We start from the raw sequence: 21158 nt of genomic DNA, 5'->3' as shown, positions 1-21158 counted from the left end.
TAGCAGAGTTGAGACGCTATCCAGCCGCCCAAGCGCCAGCAGCGCCTGATCGAACTTGCTGCGCAGCTCCGGCGTCCAGTCGATGGGCGGACGCGGTGGCAGCGGAGAGGGCACAAAAGCCTGGGCCTTCTCACCCACCGTCGAAATGGTCACGTATTTACCTTGGAGTTCTCTCTTCATCCCGCCAGCCTCGAAACTAAAATAAGATTCGCTTTTATTTTATCTTGTTGCGATATCCTAAAATAAAAAGATGGGCAGGAAAAATCAAGCAGATTTTTCAATTGGCTATTTCCATTTTCCCAGAGGAATGTTCGACGCCATCATGCTCATGGTAAAGAAGAAAACCAGTGAAAATGCGACAGTTTTTTCAGACACAAGATAGTTCCTGGATCTTGGACAACATAAAAGAGGGCACGCCTCTTTTTGACTCTTCTGGCAATCTCAATGTCAACATCTTTCAAATATATCCGACCGTTGTCTATAAGTCTTATATCAAAAAAATCTTCCAGACAATGTTTCATTTTTATTATTCGGGGGATAGATCGGCTTTCGGCTTCCCCGGCCACCCCACCCTCCTATCTGATTTTGTTCCCGGAGTTTTCCGCTGCGCTACAACCACCGCCAACAAATTACAAAGGGTGTGTTGGCCGGCGCGATCCACCACCCTTGTAACTGCGAAATATCACCCACCCTTAGATCTCTTTTTTCCTACTGCCCTTCCATCTTTCAAAATTGCGTTGTGGAATTTACCCTCCGGAACCGCACAACAGTTCCAGAAGGTGCATACCCCACGCAGAAAAATCTGTTTGTATGATAACTGTCGTTTTTAGCTAGGTGCGCGATGCCCTTCCTTCGGGCGGTTATAGCTCACAAAATCATCAAGGGGGGAAAAGCAACTGCATTGACTGACAGCGTGGCAAGCAAAGGGGCTTGCTGGGCGGGCTGCGGGGCAATTCTTTAGAAATCTTGTAAATAATTTGTAGGCGATATATTAAATTACATTTAATGAGATATAAAAATAATAATTAATATTTTAAATAATCCTCTATTGGCGAAATATTGCTTACTGCCCTGGCTCTTCTTTAGCTATTTGTCTTTACAGATATCCAGAGGTTATCATTCATATGATGTGATCCATGCTTTCTTAATTTATTTTCGATATCACAATGAGTTATTTTTTTTCGAAAAAAACGGTTGAATTCAGCAGAATGCGCAGCTCCGCTAGAATGCTTTATTAGCTTCTTTTGAGTTCATTTGGTAAAAATGCGTCTATTTCATTGTCAGAAAAAGTCATATCCTCCTGTTTCTGCAATGCCTCTTGCGCTTTTCTATAGGCTTGGTAAGTCGTGCTTGGTGATCCTGCGTAGATCGAATGGAGTTCAAGCAGCAATTTATCTCTTTCGGTCTGGAGCGACTCGAGAGGTTTCTCCCCCATATTGAGATCTACAAGAAGGGACAAATACCTTTCTCGTATCATCCAGATTTCATTTGCTGCCTGTTTGTGCTTTTGCCCAAATTCGCCGAGGTCGTAATTCTTTGTATATGCGTTAAGAACCAATAGAGCCGTTGACAGGACAACGCCAATCGCGGCACCGATATTCCCTGAGCCCAAGAAAGTAGAGATAAACCCACCAGTAGTTAGCGCAGACAAGGCGATTTGCCATATTTTTATGGCAGCAAGCCGCGCCAAAAGTATGTCTGCACACTTTTCATGTGTTTTGTGCGAATAAACGACTCTGCCGTAGCACTCTCTAAGTTGACCCTCGAGTATTTTTCGCGACTCTGATGTATCATTAGTCTGGGAATGCTGTTCCAAAGATTTCTCTCCATTTTTGGTTGGCAGACCACTCCCTCTTTGGAGTTGCTGTTTCGTGGTTGATTGCCTCTACTGAAATATTGTAGCAACGCCTGGCTTTGTACTGGAATAAGCCTTTTCCGTAAACGTATTGACTGCTCCCTGGTGCTTTCCAGAACTCTTGGGTGGCACTCTGGTTGGCCATCCACTCAAAGAAGTCACGACACATAAAATCATAGTAAAGGAAAGATTTGTCCCTATGACCCCAATTGGCGATAAATTGATAGGAAAGCGTATCAACCAATAAGCCGCCGATGGGCACATCCCACTTCCTTTTCCACGCTCGCATCATTCGGCAGAGTCGAATCAAATTGTTGTTGCAAGCCGCGTTTCTTTCTTTGATTGCTGCTATCTCAGGTCTAGGATTTGTAGATCTCCATCGGCCACCATTGTTTGCATCTGGGTATGTAAAACTATTTGCAGTGTTTATAAATGCAGGAACAACTTCAAACGAAATTCCATCTGTAAAAGGAACTACTATTACCTGCCCATCGGCTCTTATGCTCGTGGTCGAGTAGGTTTTTTCAATTGTTTTTTTTACAGCTTGAAGAAGTGCTGATTGGCCGTTTCCTGTGTAATTGTCGTATATTGTATAGATTGTGGCTGGCAGTTGGAAAATCATATCCAAGTCGCTGAAGCCATTAATAGCGGTGTTTCTACCATAGGACCCAACATAAAGGCTGTGGGAGGTATCAGATGTTGTGGACCAAAAATCAGTATTCAATCTTCTAGTAATGTTTTTATAACGGGTTGAAATGCTGCTGGTACTCTGAACTGTAAGATTCGAGCAAAACCCACTGAACCACTCAGCTAAGCCCATAACATCACCATAATTTTCTTTCTTAAAGCTAAATGTAAGTTAACATACTGCCGACTTGGAACCGCTATACTTGATCTTTAGGTTAATTTTATCAAAGCCGATAATGCTGGGGTCGAAAAAGGACGAGTTTTTGCTTGAGTCGTCTCGTCTCTAAAATGTCATAAGTTGTCAATTTTGCTAAAATCAATGTATTTCCAATCAGTATTTCCAGGTCGATAGGAGATATCTTTCGCAAATAAATCTGTACACCATAAAGTCCCCGTGACATAGGGGCCCCCCTATGTCACGGGTTGCTGGTTTTAAAGTTATCCTTTGGGTGGGAAATCGTCGTTTCCGGGTGGTATTGTATTCTTTTCTCGGATTCGACCATTGACTCCCTTGATAATCACCTCACCGCCCCCCTGATTGGCTAAATTTTTCCTTGCGGCATCAATGGCTGCTCGTTGTGTTGAATGTACACTTGTGGGTCTAATTGCGTCATTTCTCTTGTTTTCCCAAGTTTTGTCCGGTCGTCTTGAGATTGTTCTGTCTCTTCCTTTGCTCATATGCAACTCCTATAGATTGATGATTTTGGAAATGTGCTTTATAGAGTGTTTGCCCTGTCCGGCAGTAGAATCTACCGAACAGGACAGAAGGTTAATGGAAGATCAGGTAGAGCAGTACAACACCAACCACTGCCCAGGCTAATAATCCAGAAACCTTCAGGGTTAGATCACCCATGAAGCACCTCTTTGAGAAGGTTAGCGCGAGCTGCATCCGATTTGATCGATTCGTGCGGAATGTATTTGACTTCCAAAGGAGGAGAGAGTAGAAAATGTAGACCGTTTTACATTTTTCTTTTACGTCCCATCGTAAGAGAGCCAACCCGAATACCTCTTCCCCAAGAGATATTCGGGTTTCTTGCTTTAACTCGCTGTATGTATGCCTATATACACCACATTTATGGCGGTCTCAAGACCAAACTACAACACATGGTATCTTTCGCCAAGAGAGGCCGGATTTCAGGGGCTTCAGGGGAAATTATTTTTTTCAACAAAAAATATATTTGAGAAAAATATATCTACGTTTTTTTATAGTTAACGAGTCATTTTAGCTAGATAAACATAACTAATTAATGTATCTCTCTAAACTTCGGCCAAAACCTCCTTCAGTTCTATTGTCCCAACATGTAAATATTCTTTTGTGCTCCTGATAAAAAAAGGGTTAAGTATACGGGGTTTAGACCTCTTTCATGTCGAAAAGGCAAAGTGACGAAGATCTGGGTATCGACCTGACTGGTTGGGAAAAAGATTTTGATGTTATCAAATTTTTTGTCTTTGATGTCGCCCCGGATAAGTTTTTTGATACCATTTTCAAAACAGCCTCAAAAAAAGCAAAAGCTTGAGATTGATTATTTGGGGAGATAGATCGGCTTTCGGCTTCCCCGGCCACCACACTCCTATCTGATTTTGTTCCCGGAGATTTCCGCTGCGCTACAACCACCGCCAACAAATTATAAAGGGTGTGTTGGCCGGCGCGATCTTCCATCCTTGCAACTGCGAAATATCACCTGCCTTTAGATCTCTTCTTTTCCTACTGCCCTTTCTATCTTTCAAGATTGCGTTGTGGAATTTACCTTCCGGAACCGCACAACAGTTCCGGAAGGTGCATACCCCACGCAGAAAAATCTGTTTGTATGATAACTGTCGTTTTTAGCTAGGTGCGCGATGCCCTTCCTTCGGGCGGTTATAGCTCACAAAAGCAGCAAGGGGGGAAATGCAATTGCATTGACTGACAGAGTGGCAAGCAAAGGGGCTTGCTGGATGGGCTGCGGGGGTAAGTCTTTAGAAAACATATAAAAATGCAACGATATATATTTATATTAAATTACATTTAATGAGATGATAAAACAATATTTAATATTTTAAAAAATTTACAGAATTAAATCCCGACCCAATACTCATAGCGAACTATGAGTATTGGGTCAGTTCATCCCCGCGAATGCGGGGAACAGGCCATGCCGATAATGCAATTGATACCGATTTACGGTTCATCCCCGCGGAGTGCGGGGAACAGGCCTTTTGAAGGTCATTTTAAACTATTAGGTTTTCAAAGAACAGTCAAGTCTACCGAAAAAATCGGGTAGTTTTCAGGGTTCTTTCATGCAGTTGGAACAATTGATAAAAGTCCAAGACCCATAACCTTACCATGGCCGATACCAGTATATAAAGCCTCCTTAAATCTGGATGTTTCGGAAATGGTAAGAATCCCATCGTACAGCACCGAAAAAATGCTGATCGAATTGTCAGAGTGTTGTCTGTCGCGGAGTATCTGATCCTGGGAAATTCTTACATCCACCCGCTCTACTGGTGGCTCTGAGAAATCAAATGATGATAATTGCGGGAGAGTAAAGCCATGCTGTAACCCTTTCCGCTCAATCCATTTTTCTTGATCAGCAAGTTGCAACAAGCCCTGACGCTTTCCATTGCGTGTTACACATGGGTTGGCACGTAGCCTGAAACGAAACCGTTGCCCCTTGATGAAAGAATCAATCTTTAACTTTTCGTTCAAATTTATTGCTGGATCAGCCTGCAACAACCATCCCTTCACTCCAATTCCGCTCCAATCGGGAACTTTTCGACTCTGCACAATAATTCGTGGGCAGCCGGAGGTATCCGTTTCCGGCTCGAGTCGCCATAAAAATTCGCCTGAAGGGCACTTCGTGTCTGACGGGCTGAATGCCCGACAAAGAGTCGAATGGAGCTGGTACGGGTTAGACAAGTCCCGGCGAGCATCACGGCAGCGTAAATCCAGGTGAATTCTATTCAGGAACATAGGCCACCTCCTGAGGAAAAGGAATCAACTCTGAGCATACAAACCGTGCCCCAAATCGCCGTTCAGCAAATGATGACAGCGGTTGGTCCATTTTGAGGACACCCGATCCATCCTGCGACTCATAGGAAATGAGAATTTTTTCAGGCAGGTCTTCCCATTTTCGCCGGTTGGCTATCCATGGCCAGCGTGATAAAAGCTCCATTAACGGGGCATCCTGTACACCACCCTCTATCCAGATAGACTCAGATGGCACATAGGATTTGCGTCCCAATGCCAAGGTCCAAACGGGATTACCCAAAGAGGCGTGGATCCGTTCCAAAAAGGATATGTCATCACATTCTAAACCTACTAAAAAAGCCGCATCGGCAAGATGGAAGCGTTGTGAAACAACGCCACCACCTTTGGCTTGCTTTCCTTCCGCCTTGATGATAGTGTCGCCTGCGGCACATCCAGCTGTCTGGTAGTCCATCTTTGGAATTCCCGGTCGATCATGGCGTACCGCCATGATCAGACGTGTGAGTGGTTCCAGATCCACCCAGTTCTCTCGGTCTATGCCCATGGCGGCCGCCAGTAGACCAATTACTCCGGATTTACTCGGTTCTTTCCCTGTATCCCTTTGGTCAAAGCGACTGGTAGTTCCCCATGACTGCATGGGCCCCATCAGACGAAGTAATAATGTGGCCATAGGTTTACTCCTGTACAGTCAAAAGGGCCTTGTCGAGAAGTTCCTTCATCGTTGGCAAAATTGTGCCTATTCCATCTACATCAGCCTCAGTGAGGTTGAGGATAAACGTTTTCTCCTCACCACCGAAAGCCGCTTGCAGCGTCTTGGCCTTATTTACCAACCCCTCTGCGGATTTCCTGGTCAAAGATTCATCCCTTTTCACTCGGACCGATGTTTCAAAAGCATTGGCTAAATTGCGGGGGGCAGTATTACTACGCACTGAAATCGAAACAAACTCCGGCGGGTTGTGGGCTGCAAAGGTGTTCTGTTTGCCGGTTGGTTCAGCCACCATAAAGCCTTCCAAAAAGGCCCTCAGTCCTTTAGCTGCCAGTTGCTTGTCATTCTGGAGATTTTCCACGAGCTTCTCCCAGTCAACCACGGCATACCGATAAAAACAGGCCGAATTAAACTCCACCGTTCCAATCATGTCGGCACCGGCATTGTCTTCTGGTTTGAGGTCATCCACGGCGGTGTAAAAATCGAATTCACGTTCAACTGCATGGGTTGAAATGGCATGTGCTACCTGGCAAGCGGCGTTCTGGTTTTTTTCGGGCATGTCAGCGAGCATACGCCCGAAAAGGGCCACATCCAATGCCTTCCCGCCATTGAAAACTTTATCGAGCGCCTTCTTCAATTCGGGATCAGCAGCTTTGGCAGCCTGTTTCTTGGCTTTGCCTTTCTTTTTCCCTTCATCAGTGGCTGTCTCTGGTGCTGTAATAGTATCCCATTTTGCGTGGATAATGTCTGCTATCCCAGAAACTTCACGCTGTCCTAAAAACAGAAGATACTCGTTCTTTCCGTCCTCTTTTATTGAAAGCTCCATGGCTCCCAAAGCGAGGCGCGCTTTTTCGGAAGCTTCGACTGCGGTACGCCCCTTTTCGCTCAAGGATTTGACAATGACATCCAAAACGCGCTTGGTACGGAAGGCTACATCATCCTGCTCCAGGATGTCTTGCTTCACTAATCCTGTGAAATGCTGCCGTATCGCACGCTTGATGCATTGACTGGAGATACGTGCTCGACGGGATCCCCCGAAAAAAGCATCCTTAGGGGCACCGGTATCGTCTCTATTCAGATTTGAAGGCGCAAAGTTCTGTAGCGCGTGAATCTCGATAATCTTTTTCATTTGGTTATCTCTTTGTTGGCGTGATGTTCAGTTTCTGTTGTATGGGTAAGATTTCGGTAAAAGTCACGAGCCCAGCCGGTCTGGGTTCGCTTCTGTTCGTCATTCCAATCGAGAAGCTTTGTCAACAGATCCTCAAAGTCGATAGCTTGCTCCTTGAGAAGGGCCATCATCTGACGCAAACGGTGTGGTAACTGATCTTGATCAGCATCCAACAGGGTAATAAAGCGATTTTCAGTGCTGGTGGAACCACTTGAAGCCTGGTAGGCCGCGCATGCCTTTCCAAGAGATGTCGGTTGCCCTTTTAGACCTTCGCGCGAATGTGCGGCCCAGAGGCCAGCCACAAGATAGAACATCTCCCGCCGCCATGAGTTATTCTCCCTCTTTATGAAAGGTTCGACGTAGGGATAGGCGGGTACGAATAATCCAGGGGCGAAAGCGAGACTCCGCCGCAGCACTGCCCGCACCTTGGTATCCTTTTCATTAAGGCCTTCCAGCCATTCAATGAATCCGTTCATGCCACTTCCTTTTAGGGTTCAAGTTTCGTAATTTCATCGTTCAATTCCTTCAGCTTACGCTCAACCACTCTTTCAGCTTTTACCAGCGCACGGATGGCCCAAACATCGCCGGTAGATACCGAAGTGCTATGCTGTGCCCAAGCTTCCCGCGTGGCATCACGAACAAATTTAAGCCACTGGCAACGGATGTCTTCAGGCTCTCTGTCCAAGGTGTAATCCTGCAGGATCTTGTGAAAGCAAGATTCAAGAGTGGACCAGTACCAGGAACTCACTGCCATCTGGTCCAAAAACGCGCTGATATCCTTTCCCGCGGGTTCACGATTCCCTCGGCTTAAAAGATCGCGTGCAAACGAGCGGCACGCTACCCACAAAGATTTCTGCGCATCTTCGGCATCGGCGAGGAGTTGACGAATTTCGGTTCGGATGAAGCGATCTCCTGCCAATGCCATAGGTAATGAAAAGCGCTCCATACGCCAATACTTGATTTTTGCTTTGTTGTTTGCCTGCCCTAGGATAAAGACCGATCGTGGAAAACGCTCCATGTTAGATCGGGTTAATGAAATCGCATGCTCTATCACCTGTGGTGCAAGATGAGATCCGTCAGGAAGCAGGGAATCGAAATCCCGCCAAAACCCTCGGTCGCGGAATTGAAAAGGCAGCTTCCCTTTTTTGTCGTCAATCCTGTAACCAAGCATAGGATCAGTCTGATCAATTGAAGTATTTCCCACACCGGAGGCAAACGCCAGCTTTGCTATTTGACCTGTAACATCAGCCTTCAAACGAATTGAACGAATTCTCCAAGTATATCGATCGGCAAGACCATTCGAGGCTCTTTCGATCCCATTTTTCAGACTATCGACGGACTCGGGATCTCTTTCCCACAAAGGCTGATCAGAGCCAATGATCGTACGATTCTGTGGAACTAGAGAAAGCAAAAGACTATCCTGGAGATTGCATCCAAGAGGCAAGACCATTACAGACGTTGCAGAGGGTGCGGTACCGGTGTGTGCTAGTTCGCTTTTGCCGCAACTAACGGAAAATGTCTGAGTAGTCAGCATCCAGCGGGTCGCCGCACTTTCGGAAATGGTACCCGGCACTTCGACATCGACATGATCAAAGAGCACTTTGGCATTGTCGACATTATGCTCCGCAGCAAGAACGGTCCAGGCTCGCCACGTTTTCGGTTCAAATGTGGGAATTTGCCCAAACGGATGTTTCTCATCAAACAACCAGAACCGATCTCGCCATTTTTCCAGATATAACGTTATCCTGTTGGCCGGTATCCCTGTCCTGAACAAAGTCTTGGCCTGGTCGATATCGGTCGGTCCCTCCAGCGCGCGGTACAAGACCGCCAGTAAGAAGCGGTGTAGGGCTGCCATTACCAAAGGGGATGAATCCTCAATTACGGTAATCTCCTTGGACCGCAAAAGCGTGTCGCGGATTCCCAGTTCGTTGCGGGTTCCGTCAGGAAATCGTACTGGTATCCATTTCTCATCTATCAGATTATATCGGCTCATTCGGTCTCCTTTGATTCGTACACCAGGTTCATCTTCATCGTAAAGAACGAATCTCTCAGGTTGGTTCCACGATGCATCATCAGGAAAGCCAATGATCGCCTGGTTTGCCTGCCCCCTGAGGGCATAGCTCTTCCTTCGACTTTGCAGCCGGATCAGCCTGCTCTTCTCAGGCTAGTTTTTTGTAAGATCCGCATTTGCGTTGAGCGGCATCTTGTTCCTGTTGACGTAACACCGCACCCAGACGCTGTATGTTACGTGCCACCACCGCCATGGCAATGTAGCGTTTAAATCCCTTGAGACCGTGATCTGGACATTTGTCCAGTCCGTGGACTTCAAGGGCGTTGATTGCCGATTCCACCCTTGTAACTGCGAAATATCAACTGCCCTTAGATTTCTTCTTTTCCTACTGCCCTTCTATCCCTCAAGATTGCGTTGTGGAATTTACCCTCGGGAACCGCACAACAGTTCCGGAGGGTGCATACCCCACGCAGCAAAATCACTTGTATGATTGTCGTTTTTGGCTAGGTGCGCGATGTCCTTCCTTCGGGCGGTTATAGCTCACAAAAGCAGCAAGGGGGGGAAACACAACTGCATTGACTGACTGAGTGGCAAGCAATGGCGCTTGCTGCATGGGCTGCGGGCTAAGTCTCTAGAAAACATATAAAAATTCAACGACATATATTTATATTAAATTACATTTATTGAGATTATAAAATATTATTTGGTATTTTAAATACTCGCATAGGCGAAACATTGACTACCGGCCTGTTAAACTCCAATGTAGCGATCTTGACCTTTGAGATCTGAGTTGGCAGCATCTTTGTGGTCAGATGATTCTACCCTCTCCAGAAGAAATTCATGGGTTTTCTTTTAAACTATTTTTCTGAACGACTATACCTTCTTTTTCAACTGTGATTTAATCGAGAAATATTTATTTATAAAAACTCATGTAAGGCACCTAAAATTATGCTCAGAAGAAAAACACTACAGCTTTCAGTTATTTTTTTTATGTTTTCCTGCCTACTTTTGCCAGCCCATGCCGAAGAACCGGTTGATAGCCTTATTCCTGTCTTGTCGTTGCTTCTCTTTAGCAGCAAGGATTGCAATGGTGACAATCATGGTACGGCATACTTAGATATTTGTGATAACTGTGTGGGTGGTACTACAGGTGAATCTCCATGTAGTGTAGTAGAGACCGTGGCCTCGGCAGGCCAAACATGGATGGATCGCAACCTTGGGGCTGCGCGTGTTGCCACAAGTTCAACCGATGCCAACGCCTACGGTGATTTATATCAGTGGGGCCGGCTGGCCGATGGGCATGAGAAGCGTACCAGTCCCACAACTACAACCCTTAGTACAACTGATGTGCCCGGTCATGGCGATTTTATCTTATCGCCCCGTTTCCCCTACGATTGGATAACTCCGCCAGATCCTAGCCTCTGGCAGGGGGTGTCCGGCACCAATAATCCATGTCCACCAGGGTTCAGGCTGCCTACAGACCCAGAGCTGGAAACAGAACGCACTTCTTGGAGCAGTGGTGACTCAGCTGGTGCCTTTGATTCACCGTTGAAGCTTGTTGTGGCGGGTTTACGCAGTCAAAGCAATGGTACGCCGTACGACGCAGGCAGCGACGGCTTCTACTGGAGCAGTACGGTGGATGGCAGCGGCAGTCGCTACTTGTACTTCGACAGCGGCGACGCCTACATGCGCGACGTCAACGTCCGTGCGATCGGCTTTAGCGTCCGTTGTCTTAAGGATTGATGGGAGCTCCTCCTGCTGCAATGCAAGGTGGGGCTTTGTTATTACTGGGAAAGTGATGAAAATGAATACGCTTTATAAAGCACTCCTTACCGGCTTGCTGATCTTTTTTTCTCTTCCGGTCACCAACAACTCCGCCTGGGCCAAGTTCGCCATTTACTCCCAAACCGCCTTAAATTTAGAACTGACCGGATATAACGGTCTCACCGAAAGCTCCCTTTTCAAAGGCAGCATTTCTGCCGGGGGCAGCCGTGAAATTGATACACCCTATCGTGGGCTTGCCCTGCTGATATGTGCCGATGGGCAGCGTTACCCGGTAATTATCGGCAATGACTTTTTTACCCTGAAAATTGCTACTCCCGCCGAGCCGCCTTCTTTTACCGGCAGTAGTGAAAATGAGTTCTTTTACCAAAAGTTGGCGGGAGGTACACGCGAAGGTCAAAAATCCAGTTTCGCTCCCCTGATGCTTCAAGCGAAACAGCTGCTGGAGTCAAGCCATTCCATCCACACCATCGAAGAATTGACTGCCAAGAAAAAAGAGTTTCATGATTTTGTTCGAGATCATTACGACAGCCTCCAGCACAGCGATATGGTCAGATGGCTTATTGCGCAATATTTCATGATGCATGAGTATGTCGATTATCATATCGCGGATGCTCCGGCTACCGATATCAAAAACAACTACCAACAGGCGGTTGTGGAAGGGGTAGGGAACTGGCTTGAGATATTAAAGAGCTATATCCCGGAGCATGAGATCTTGAATCACTGTGTTGCTCTCTATTACAACCGGAGTATGGTTACCCTGGCCTCGCTGATCATCGAACATTATAGAGATATTGCCTATTGCCCAGGGGGAGAAGGAAAAACGATACTCTTCCCTGCAGACCTGCGCCTTACTGATGCGAAGGGACACGGAGAAACCAGGTTGAGTGAATTCAACGGCAATAAGATAATTGCCGTTGTCTCGGATGATTGCCCCGTGTCAATGGCTGAGACAGTAAGCAAGGCACGTAAGCTGGTTGAACAAAAAGAAGATGTAACCTTGATTGTGGCGCCGCTACAAGAGCTGTCTGAGAAATATTTTTCCATGAACAGGATGGTATGCGGTGGAAACATCTTCTTTGTCAATGATGCAAGATGGCAGCAAGGAAATTCAGTCAAAAAAATGAGATTACCATTATTCCAGCGGATCAGTTCCTCTCTCAACTAACTCTGGCTGTTGCCGGACAATTATACCAAAGAGAGCCACTCCAAATCTCATCTAGTTTGACACCGGCTAAAACGCTGACATTCTAAGAAAAAATCAACTTGAGAAATTGTTCCGAGATTCTATCAACGCAAAAACATCATTGAAACCTTTTGAAATTCAATATTGCTCATGTTGACCTAACAGAAAAGAGTCATTTTAAAATCCCAGATTAGTTCCAGACAATCTCGGAGATGGGCAAATCCCTTACGAGGCTGACTGTTCAAAATAGATAGGAGAAATGTTAACTCCGATCGTTGTTAAGATCGAATATAGATATAGCTTTTCTATCCCCTCAAACTACCTTTCAACCAAACCGCTGTTTGATGTAATCAGTCATCTGACTTGGTGAAAGCGAGGCAGATGATGCCCCTGCCCTTACATAAAACTCTTCAGTGTTACCTTGTTTGAGGTAAATGGGGATGTTGCTCGGATTACAGTCGACAACTAAAACGCGTTTGTGTTGTAGATCCTCGAAATGCGGAAAGATATGCAACATCGAGGCAGTACCTAGGCGAGATTTGATTATATTTCCAAGGTGCAGATCCATTTTGTCTTCATTGTCAAAACCATCATTGTCTAAGCCCAATACTTCACCTTTGTCGGCTACACCGACGATCAAAGTCCCACCTTTGCGTGAGTTTAAGAAACCCGCAATAGTCTTAACGATAGCGTGTTCCATCCTAGGGTCCTTTTCGCCGGTCTGCAAGTTGGCTCGAAGGGTGGCCTTGAACTCGGTGGATATTCCTTCACCGATGGCTAGCTTATCTTCAAGTGTTTCTGGATGCTCTACTACAGCGTCACCTTCAGTTAGTCGGGTAAAACCATCGCGGATTACCCTGGCAATAAGTAAACGTCTAGCTTCCAGAAATTCTTTGTAACTCATTTTTTCCCAGTTTTCTGGTAGCGCGTGCCAATAGGCCATATCCGCATTTTCTTTTGTGGTAAATCGCTCGCAGTATGCAGAGTAGTAATCAGAAGGAACTGAATCGGAAATGGCTATATTGTCATTCCATTCTACCAAAGAAAAATTGGCAATTTGGTTTACGTCGCGTGGTTCTTTTATACCTAAGTCGAAAAGAAGTTTTTTAGGAAATAGATGATGCCGTTCGACTACTGATTTCTTTGCCTTAATAGATGGGTCAAGGGCGTTCCAAATCTTTTTCTTTGAAAATAAAGCTCGTGCTTCTAGCAAGTTAAGTGCGGCATTGTACGCAAACTGTAAGGGGCTGGAAGCTGAAGAAGTCTCAAGGCGCCCAGGTAGATTTACGGCCCAGAAATCATCTGTAAGTTCAATTTTTATTGTCTTATCTATCCAAATCAGGAACCCGGTGCCATCATCAATCGTTCTCAACGCTGCCAAGTCTCGTTCCATGATTGTTTCCGGGGAACCACCGGTATATCTGGAAGTAAGGGCAGCCATGAAAAACCATCGACCTATAGCGTGATTTAGGTCGAAAGGATTGATACCCAACTTGACACGACCGATTAAATACAGGGTGTAGGCATAGAAGAGGGTGAGTTTTGAGCTTACCATGCTAGAGCCTCGGAAACCAGCTTGTTGCAGTATGCCAAAAAAATCATGCCAGTGTTGGAGGTTCAGAGTTTGTTGCTGTGCCTCCTGTAAAATGGCGAACTGTTTCTCACGCTGTTCCGGACTAAACACATCAGTTTCCAAGTCTTTTCCACGCAGCAGGGCATAGGCATATTTCAATCGGGCACGTCGAAAACCGCAGCCTATTGATACACGGAGTAGCTGGTCAGGGTCAGGGTCAACGAAGTAATTGAACGGGCTTGCTTTGGTTTTGTTCGGATGCCGTGCGTCGCGGCAAAAATGTTCAAGCTGCTTGCGGCCATCCTCCCAAAACACAGACATGAGAGTCAAAATGAAGTCTGCTTGGTTTAGTGTTTGCCCTTTGCTATTGATTCGGACAAACACCTCAGCCACCTGCTCCTCATCGATATTGGCCGAAAGTTGAAGAGCTGTGAAAGGAAAACTAGTGAGGCCAAATAGACGTTGAAGAGCGAGCTCGCTCTTCGTAATTTCCTCATCAGTGAACTCGCCCCCGGCCTCCATTCGAATTTTTTTAAGTCGTTCAATATAACCGCCAACAATTGAATATTGGCTTGCGTCTTTGGCAAAGAGTTTTGAGACATCAGGTAGGTATTCAGGGTTTCGGCGGGTAGTGGCGTCGGTCACCTCGAAACTACCATCTAAGGGACGAAAGGCAATCTCGATATGTTCACTCTCATAATTCTCTCGAACCACTGGAATCCCTCTGAGTACAGCATACAGAGAAGTTAAGCGCTGCTGGCCGTCAACGATGAGCAGATTTGGGACTTTCTGGTGTGCATTAGTACCTATCTGTTTCACACCTTTTTCTAACTGGTTTTCCCAAAATAGAAAATAACCAACTGGGTATCCACGGTACATGGAATCGAATAGGTCGCGAACCTTGGCATTTTTCCAGACAAAGGGTCGTTGGATATCAGGAAGTCCTATGTCGCCCATTTCGATAGAGTCCATAAGATTTGAGAGTGGGTAGCCAACTTCTTTGAATAGGGTCGCGCTCATGTTTTTCCCTTGTGGTTTTTTAGGAAGGAATTGATCTAGTTTGCTCTTAAATCTTGTAAGTTGGAGCCAAGGTTGACATCTTTCCAATCAGTATCTCCAGGTCGATAGAAATGTTGATCTCAGAAATAGATAATTGCAGTTCGAGTCCTTTTTTGTCCTTTTTAAAGAGTATTTAAAACTCAAAGAGTATTTAAAACTCCTTACTTATTAGATCAAATTTGAACCTATGTTGATCTGTGCCAGACACAACCACTAAATCTAATTCATTTGTGCATGACGGATAAGCCATCCTTACTACTCCCCCGAAAACGCTATCATGGGGCACTGTTTGTGCCTTTAGAAGTTGTTTGGAAAAATTTTGAATATCTTGAGCCAAACGACGTTGGTGTTCTACCATTAGATTCGATAACGCTGTAACATCACTAGGTGCGAGGCCCCTAAGATCAATGGCTGTTTTGCTGTCTTGATCATGCAAGGCTTCATCGGGATGAAAAATATATATAGATTTATCGTTGCATTTTGCCGTTATATTTTCAGTTGAGAAATTAAATGAGATACCTGACGTATTTACAATAGCAATATAAAAATCCACGGTGCTACCGTAGCTGATACTTCCTGTTGGAAAGTCCAGACCGACACGACTGTATAGTTTTTTTGAAAAAATATGTTGTCGCCCTCCATTATATTGGAGAGATTGACCCTCCAAAGACAAAGCCTTCAATGTAACGGGTCGAGGTTGAGCACAACCAATTAGCAAGGAGAATATAGAAATTATAAAAATCATTAATTCAACTTTACGCATATTGGCGCCCTCGTTAAAAGTGTTTTGGTGACCATCCTTCAGATCTGTATTTCCAGGTCGATAGGATATATTGACTTTGCGAGATTGGCAATTGGCTTCTTTTTTCCTTAGATGAATCAAGAGCAACCCGATCCATTTTATCCCTAATTGGTTTGTCCGGTTAAGTGTTTTTTACTAAACAAATCTGTCACCATCTTCCAGCGAGATAATAGATATTAGACACTACGACAAAATGACTTCATGTATCATTAGTGAACTTTAAGATCAATCATTCTTTGATTATCCATTGATATGTTTATTGTATTAGTTATCCATTGTCTATCCTTGTATTCTATGTGATGTAAATGTGCATGTTGGACAATGATATCTCGTAACAATCGCCTTGTTATTGGAATAGATTCTAATTCTTTTAAAACTTTCTCAATCTCTTTTTTAGGTATCATACTAGTGAAGTTTAACTTTATAGCTATAGCCATAACTCTGAAAGCGGGTGAGTTCTTGTATTTAGTTTTTAATTCTTCTAATAAAGATATAATTGCATCAGAGCCAATAGATTTCGCAATCTTATTGATAATGCCATAAGCTATACCATAATTTAATGCTAAGTAAATTTTTTTTGCCCATTTTATTACATCCTCATCTTTAACTTGCCCATTTTCTCTAATTCTATCTTCAATAAACTGTAAAATTTCTTTCTGTACTGATTCGGCAAATGAAAGATGAAATTTTAAAAGCTTAAATCCTGCATCAATAGCAACTTTCCCTAAATCAATTAGCTGATTTTTAGTGAGGGAACCATAACGATTTCTAAGTATTTGGCCAATTAAATCAATTGATTTTAATGACTGTATTAGATTAAGAATCATATCATCTTTATTCTCAAAATCGTCTCGTTCGTCTTCTTTATCATTATTCTTACAATTACCCTTCCCCTCATCCATCCTGTCTTTCCGATCGAAATATGCCTCTCTTTCTTTACTTACATCTCTTTGTTTAAAGACCTTCTCGGGGATCAAATTTATAAACTCTTGCAAACAGGTAGTGTCATCTCTGTCTAGCTTGGCAACTTTTACATCATGAAATATATCTGAAACATGGAGGTAAATTTCATCTACAATTGACGAGTCTTTGCTGTGATGCGTTAGAAAAATCAATATATTTGCATTTTTCTCTACGTGTAACTTGGCACATAGCTGTTCAATCATAGTAACAACAGACGGATCATTTATATGATCAGCTAAATATTTAGCTACATAAAAATAGTAAACATATTTATAGCCGAACCTCGTACGTCCCTCTTCTTGGTGTAGAATGCCAGTTTCTACCAATTTATTGACAGTAGCTATGTGGGATTTAATGAAATATTTTTCTGAATATTTATTTTGAAATTGCTGCAACTCAGTATCAGTTAAGCTATAACAATTTTGACTATAAATAAAATATGAAAGCTCAGTCAGATAATTAAAAAAAGTGTCAAGTTCACCGGCTTTCACAGATGCTTTCTCAAAATTTTGAGTGATCAAGTACTGATAACAGTGCCCATATGATGTTAGGCTGTAGTCATTAGGTTTTGCCGATTCTATTGACTGCAATACAATTAACAGAAATATTGGTTTGGAATCAAGAATATTCTTCCGTATAATAGAATTGAGATGCTGTATAATTATATTATTTTGGGTGTGAAGTTCTCTAATATTTAAAGTGTCCTCTTGCCCAAGAGAATTCCATTTTTCAACTAATTTATCTTTTAATTTATGCCCAAAAGGCAATATCTCAAATTGATCAAATTCTGACAATTTAATATAATTTGAATCGAAATATCTTGATATGTTGTCTGAGAAAATAACAATTACATCAAAAATACTCGTTAGGTTTTTTAGTAGCAATCCTTGTGACTTTTCATTTAAAGACGTCGAGTGAAAACTATCAATTATCGCAATTCTCTTGCATTTTGTTTCACAGTTGCATTCAAAATAAAGACTTGCATTATCAATCTCATATTGGTTTTTTATTATCTTTGTGAGAAATTTTAAAGGATCTGTTCTTGTAATTTTATCGCCACGGAGTAATAAGGGTAGACATTTTTCTGAATGAAATTTTTTAGTGAGCATATAAGCTAATGATGTTTTTCCTATTTGTTCATCACCTATTAATAGTATTTTGTCACTAAGTTGGTCAACTTGAAAAACATCTTCGGAATTTATTGCGTAATTTAAGCGATCTATGTCATCGGCAATTTTTTTAACTTGAGGATATATATATATGTCGCTGAGTTTAAGCTTTTCTTTTATTGGGTGGTGAAAAGAAATACTAGTCGATTCTAACTCATTTACAAACTCTTTACGTAGTGCTAAACATCCGTGGGTTTCAGACTTTTTAGTTGCCTCTTTTTTTTTTTCTAAAACATGGATCATCTCTTTTATTTGACCTACAACATCCAGCCAGGCAGTATCTGGATCAATATGAGATGATATGGCCTTATCATTTACAGTTATACATTTATACTCATTTATAATCCCATCTTTCCAGTCACAATTTCGAACAATAATAGGTGCAATTCTTTGTTTTGAAAACTCTAGACGATCTATTGTCTCAGTAAACTCTTTTTGATAACAGTAGAATGAGTTTAAAAAATCGACACTAATTAAAAATACCACAACATCCGAGTTTTCTAAATTCTTTTTAATTGTTTCATCAAGATGATCTCCTGCAATAAGCTCTTTATCAGACCAATCTTTCAACACTCCTGTCCGCTTAAGCGTCACAAGGTGTTTTTTGAATAGATCAAAATGTGAAGAATCGGCATGTGAATAACTGATAAATATTTTCATGAAACTTGCTCCTAAAACAGGAAAAAAATTTACACAATTAGATAGATATAAACAAATACCGCAGATCTTGACTTTTATCTACGATAAAATTCAAACAAGAGGGCGGGCGGGTCTTTGCTTGACTTATTTCATATGCAAAATGTCCTTAGATCTTGGTTTTGCCCGAGTCAAGATACTTCCAATCAGTCTTTCCAGGTCGAGGAGAAATCTTGACTTTTAACGCCCAGCGTAACTGGCGCACATGGAGCGCAGCGGAATGTGCGTCTAAGTTGACGCTGATGTTATGCCAATCATTTTGGCTCACTACTTGGCCGTATTGGCTCTGTATATAAGTTCGACATCTTGACCTGGACACTTATTCCCGCTTTTCGCAATAGCACCTCGACATCTTCTTTAAATCCTCGACTAGATTTGAAACCGATCCAAACTTCACTAATAAGCTCGTCAAGTTTGACTTTAATTTTTTTGGTTTCGACAAACCTTGCGTATGGCTCAGGATCAGCGCCTTCAGCATTGAAGGACAATAGTACCCTGATTTCTTTTTCGTACCTATAACCTAGATGTTTATAAAAGAATGGCTGATATTTACTTACCTGTTCATTTGTTGCTTCAAAATCTTCGTTAAAGTGATTAACGTATTTGACCTTATCGATTAAAAGCATCGCGGTCATTCTCGTATTCAACTCTTCAACTGAGCCTCCATTTCTTATAGACGTCTGGAGTTTTTGCGGTGTAGAAATAATTGCAACTGAATCATGTCTTTCTTTGTTTCCATAAATCATCCAGAACGCAAAATTTTCATCTGTATTCCTGTGCCAGCAGTTGACAAACGTTCTTTTACATAAATCCTCGAACTCGTCATTCGGAGTTTCAAACCTTGGATGAAAAAATTGTTCACGATGTCTTCTTCGATCGTAATAGTTATTTTCGTATGCGGCCTTATATCCACTCGTCATAGAAGCTTCTAAGGGCTCACTATCTTGTTGATATCTCGTGATTGGACAAAAAAAGAGTGATCCTGTTTCGATAAGATCACGAAAGCGTTTATATGACATGTAACGCCAAATCTGATCATTTTTTATATCTGGATTAAGTGCATTTTGCAGCATCATCTGATTGGCACGCCTATTTTATAGAGCATAACAAGTTATTCAACTGATCTGTATACCTCCCCCGAATTGGGATGTTAAACAGAAAGATGGCATCATTTTAGAGGCCTTGCCTGATGTGTTTCCAAAGTCCACATATTTCCAATAGATCCGAACGTTGTCTTTAAGTCTTATATCAAAAAAATCTTCCAGACAATGTTTCATTTTTATTATTCGGGAGATAGATCGGCTTTCGGCTTCCCCAGCCACCACCCTCCTATCTGATTTTGTGCCCGGAGTTTTCCGCTGCGCTACAACCACCGCCAACAAATTACAATGGGTGCGTTGACCGGTGCGATCCTCCACCCTTGTGACTGCGAAATATCACCTACCCTTCTATCTTTCAAAATTGCGTTGTGGAATTTACCCTCCGGAACCGCACAACAGTTCCGGAAGGTGCATACCCCACGCAGCAAAATCTGTTTGTATGATGGCTGTCGTTTTTAGCTAGGTGTGCGATGCCCTTCCTTCGGGCGGTTATAGCTCACAAAAGCAGCAAGAGGGGAGAAACAACTGCATTGACTGACAGAGTGGCGAGCAAAGGCGCTTGCAAAAAATAAATAAAGGGCAAAAAAAAGCCCCTCCTGAACTCGCCAAAGCTACCGGAGGGGCAACCTTTAAACCTACCAAGGAATTAAAGGTGGGGAAACAATATCTCTCCCGTGTCTTTTTGTCTATACCTTAACCTGTGAACACAAACATGTTACGTGTGTTTATTTGATTGCATAAAATATAATTTAAAATTAAATAAAATAATTTGTGTGTTGATTAAAATGATATACCATTATACATTAATTTATGTCATTTAATACATTAATATTTCTTTTAAAGAGACCAAAAGGGGCGATATGATCATCACCATAGGGAACAGTAAGGGCGGCGTTGGCAAAAGCACTATTGCTTGTAATCTCGCGTGTATGGCCGCAAAGGAAAACAAAAAAGTTTTGCTGGTTGATGCTGACCCTCAAGCGTCGAGCCTGAATTTTAGGTCGATTCGAGAAGCCGACGACATAAAAGCGACAGCAATTACCACCCCCACTCTTCACAAGGACCTGAAGGAATTTACCAATTTTGATTTGATAATAATTGATTCTGGAGGACGGGATTCGGTTATTTTCAGGTCGGCTATTTTGGCAGCAGACATACTTATTATTCCGGTTTTACCCTCTGTCTATGATATTTGGGCAACCTCAGACACTCTCGAGATTGTACAAGAAGCAAAGGTTTTTAATGAAAAACTGATAGCTAGATTTTTGCTTAATATGATTATGCCAAACACCATTATGGCGCGTGAAGCGCTCCAAGCTTTGGAAGAAAAGAAGGAAATACCGATTTTAAAATGTCAGTTAGGCGCAAGAAGCTCTTTCAAGAACGGTTTAATATCCGGGCAGGGAGTCATTGAACACGCCCCCAAATCGAAAGCAGCT

16 protein-coding genes and 2 pseudogenes are annotated in these 21158 nt (G+C 43.0%); 4 read left to right on the top strand and 14 right to left on the bottom strand.

Annotated elements, in window-relative coordinates:
* The 4 genes and pseudogenes from ACYQ8U_RS21155 to ACYQ8U_RS21140 all read right to left on the bottom strand — a co-directional run.
* Positions 1-180: pseudogene (locus tag ACYQ8U_RS21155) on the bottom strand (Fic family protein); the annotation flags it as partial.
* Positions 181-1234: 1054 nt separating this feature from the next.
* Complete coding sequence (locus tag ACYQ8U_RS21150; RefSeq protein WP_459947556.1) at positions 1235-1816, bottom strand: SLATT domain-containing protein; 582 nt, start codon at positions 1814-1816, stop codon at positions 1235-1237.
* A complete protein-coding gene (locus ACYQ8U_RS21145; RefSeq protein ID WP_459947555.1) occupies positions 1794-2675 on the bottom strand; it encodes an SMODS domain-containing nucleotidyltransferase in 882 nt (293 codons plus the stop codon). The genes ACYQ8U_RS21150 and ACYQ8U_RS21145 overlap by 23 nt, the downstream gene beginning before the upstream one ends.
* Positions 2676-2980: 305 nt before the next feature.
* A complete protein-coding gene (locus tag ACYQ8U_RS21140; protein WP_459947554.1) occupies positions 2981-3220 on the bottom strand; it encodes a DUF2188 domain-containing protein in 240 nt (79 codons plus the stop codon).
* A gap of 686 nt (positions 3221-3906) precedes the next feature.
* Between ACYQ8U_RS21140 and ACYQ8U_RS21135 the strand changes: the two genes are divergently transcribed.
* Complete coding sequence (locus ACYQ8U_RS21135) at positions 3907-4059, top strand: hypothetical protein (RefSeq protein ID WP_459947553.1); 153 nt, start codon at positions 3907-3909, stop codon at positions 4057-4059.
* A gap of 755 nt (positions 4060-4814) precedes the next feature.
* Here the strand turns inward: ACYQ8U_RS21135 and cas6e are convergent.
* The 6 genes and pseudogenes from cas6e to ACYQ8U_RS21105 all read right to left on the bottom strand — a co-directional run.
* Positions 4815-5489, bottom strand: coding sequence for a type I-E CRISPR-associated protein Cas6/Cse3/CasE (cas6e, locus tag ACYQ8U_RS21130; RefSeq protein WP_459947552.1), 675 nt, complete (start codon positions 5487-5489; stop codon positions 4815-4817).
* Positions 5476-6174 carry a type I-E CRISPR-associated protein Cas5/CasD gene (gene cas5e, locus ACYQ8U_RS21125; RefSeq protein WP_459947551.1) on the bottom strand — a complete coding sequence of 233 codons (699 nt, stop codon included), beginning with the start codon at positions 6172-6174 and terminating at the stop codon, positions 5476-5478. The genes cas6e and cas5e overlap by 14 nt, the downstream gene beginning before the upstream one ends.
* Before the next feature lie 4 nt (positions 6175-6178).
* The gene (gene cas7e, locus ACYQ8U_RS21120) at positions 6179-7339 is read right to left on the bottom strand and encodes a type I-E CRISPR-associated protein Cas7/Cse4/CasC (RefSeq protein WP_459947550.1); all 1161 of its coding nucleotides are present in this window, start codon (positions 7337-7339) and stop codon (positions 6179-6181) included.
* The gene (gene casB / locus ACYQ8U_RS21115; protein WP_459947549.1) at positions 7336-7854 is read right to left on the bottom strand and encodes a type I-E CRISPR-associated protein Cse2/CasB; all 519 of its coding nucleotides are present in this window, start codon (positions 7852-7854) and stop codon (positions 7336-7338) included. The genes cas7e and casB overlap by 4 nt, the downstream gene beginning before the upstream one ends.
* An 11-nt stretch (positions 7855-7865) precedes the next feature.
* A complete protein-coding gene (casA, locus tag ACYQ8U_RS21110) occupies positions 7866-9371 on the bottom strand; it encodes a type I-E CRISPR-associated protein Cse1/CasA (RefSeq protein WP_459947548.1) in 1506 nt (501 codons plus the stop codon).
* 166 nt (positions 9372-9537) lie between these two features.
* Positions 9538-9729: pseudogene (locus ACYQ8U_RS21105) on the bottom strand (ISNCY family transposase); the annotation flags it as partial.
* Positions 9730-10337: 608 nt separating this feature from the next.
* On the opposite strand from ACYQ8U_RS21105, the gene ACYQ8U_RS21100 reads away from it, so the two are divergent.
* Together ACYQ8U_RS21100 and ACYQ8U_RS21095 are read left to right on the top strand one after the other, a co-directional pair.
* Positions 10338-11132 carry a fibrobacter succinogenes major paralogous domain-containing protein gene (locus ACYQ8U_RS21100; protein WP_459947547.1) on the top strand — a complete coding sequence of 265 codons (795 nt, stop codon included), beginning with the start codon at positions 10338-10340 and terminating at the stop codon, positions 11130-11132.
* 61 nt (positions 11133-11193) lie between these two features.
* Positions 11194-12339, top strand: a complete 1146-nt coding sequence (locus ACYQ8U_RS21095; protein ID WP_459947546.1) for a hypothetical protein — start codon at positions 11194-11196, stop codon at positions 12337-12339.
* Between the two features lie 343 nt (positions 12340-12682).
* Here the strand turns inward: ACYQ8U_RS21095 and ACYQ8U_RS21090 are convergent, their stop codons facing one another.
* From ACYQ8U_RS21090 to ACYQ8U_RS21075, 4 genes are all read right to left on the bottom strand, one after another.
* On the bottom strand, positions 12683-14950 hold the full coding sequence (locus ACYQ8U_RS21090) for a GmrSD restriction endonuclease domain-containing protein (protein WP_459947545.1): 2268 nt from the start codon (positions 14948-14950) through the stop codon (positions 12683-12685).
* 190 nt (positions 14951-15140) lie between these two features.
* A complete protein-coding gene (locus ACYQ8U_RS21085) occupies positions 15141-15752 on the bottom strand; it encodes a hypothetical protein (RefSeq protein ID WP_459947544.1) in 612 nt (203 codons plus the stop codon).
* A gap of 248 nt (positions 15753-16000) precedes the next feature.
* The gene (locus tag ACYQ8U_RS21080; RefSeq protein WP_459947543.1) at positions 16001-18583 is read right to left on the bottom strand and encodes a TIR domain-containing protein; all 2583 of its coding nucleotides are present in this window, start codon (positions 18581-18583) and stop codon (positions 16001-16003) included.
* A 290-nt stretch (positions 18584-18873) separates the two neighbouring features.
* Positions 18874-19695: a hypothetical protein gene (locus tag ACYQ8U_RS21075; RefSeq protein ID WP_459947542.1), complete on the bottom strand. Its 822-nt coding sequence runs from the start codon at positions 19693-19695 to the stop codon at positions 18874-18876.
* An 884-nt stretch (positions 19696-20579) separates the two neighbouring features.
* Between ACYQ8U_RS21075 and parA the strand changes: the two genes are divergently transcribed.
* Positions 20580-21158, top strand: a 579-nt coding sequence (gene parA, locus ACYQ8U_RS21070) for a ParA family partition ATPase (RefSeq protein ID WP_459947541.1), incomplete at its 3' end; no start/stop codon positions are given.

The organism is Desulfocastanea catecholica (assembly GCF_054657295.1).
The sequence above is the reverse complement of the archived record's forward strand: the minus strand, read 5'-3'. Positions and strand labels throughout refer to the sequence as shown.

Excerpts from the sequence above, each read along its gene's own strand:
- ACYQ8U_RS21145 (WP_459947555.1), bottom strand. The coding sequence starts at position 2,675 with ATGGGCTTAGCTGAGTGGTTCAGTGGGTTTTGCTCGAATCTTACAGTT.
- casA (WP_459947548.1), bottom strand. The coding sequence starts at position 9,371 with ATGAGCCGATATAATCTGATAGATGAGAAATGGATACCAGTACGATTT.
- cas5e (WP_459947551.1), bottom strand. The coding sequence starts at position 6,174 with ATGGCCACATTATTACTTCGTCTGATGGGGCCCATGCAGTCATGGGGA.
- cas7e (WP_459947550.1), bottom strand. The coding sequence starts at position 7,339 with ATGAAAAAGATTATCGAGATTCACGCGCTACAGAACTTTGCGCCTTCA.
- casB (WP_459947549.1), bottom strand. The coding sequence starts at position 7,854 with ATGAACGGATTCATTGAATGGCTGGAAGGCCTTAATGAAAAGGATACC.
- cas6e (WP_459947552.1), bottom strand. The coding sequence starts at position 5,489 with ATGTTCCTGAATAGAATTCACCTGGATTTACGCTGCCGTGATGCTCGC.
- ACYQ8U_RS21075 (WP_459947542.1), bottom strand. The coding sequence starts at position 19,695 with ATGATGCTGCAAAATGCACTTAATCCAGATATAAAAAATGATCAGATT.
- ACYQ8U_RS21095 (WP_459947546.1), top strand. The coding sequence starts at position 11,194 with ATGAATACGCTTTATAAAGCACTCCTTACCGGCTTGCTGATCTTTTTT.
- ACYQ8U_RS21100 (WP_459947547.1), top strand. The coding sequence starts at position 10,338 with ATGCTCAGAAGAAAAACACTACAGCTTTCAGTTATTTTTTTTATGTTT.
- ACYQ8U_RS21090 (WP_459947545.1), bottom strand. The coding sequence starts at position 14,950 with ATGAGCGCGACCCTATTCAAAGAAGTTGGCTACCCACTCTCAAATCTT.
- ACYQ8U_RS21140 (WP_459947554.1), bottom strand. The coding sequence starts at position 3,220 with ATGAGCAAAGGAAGAGACAGAACAATCTCAAGACGACCGGACAAAACT.
- ACYQ8U_RS21085 (WP_459947544.1), bottom strand. The coding sequence starts at position 15,752 with ATGCGTAAAGTTGAATTAATGATTTTTATAATTTCTATATTCTCCTTG.
- ACYQ8U_RS21080 (WP_459947543.1), bottom strand. The coding sequence starts at position 18,583 with ATGAAAATATTTATCAGTTATTCACATGCCGATTCTTCACATTTTGAT.
- ACYQ8U_RS21135 (WP_459947553.1), top strand. The coding sequence starts at position 3,907 with ATGTCGAAAAGGCAAAGTGACGAAGATCTGGGTATCGACCTGACTGGT.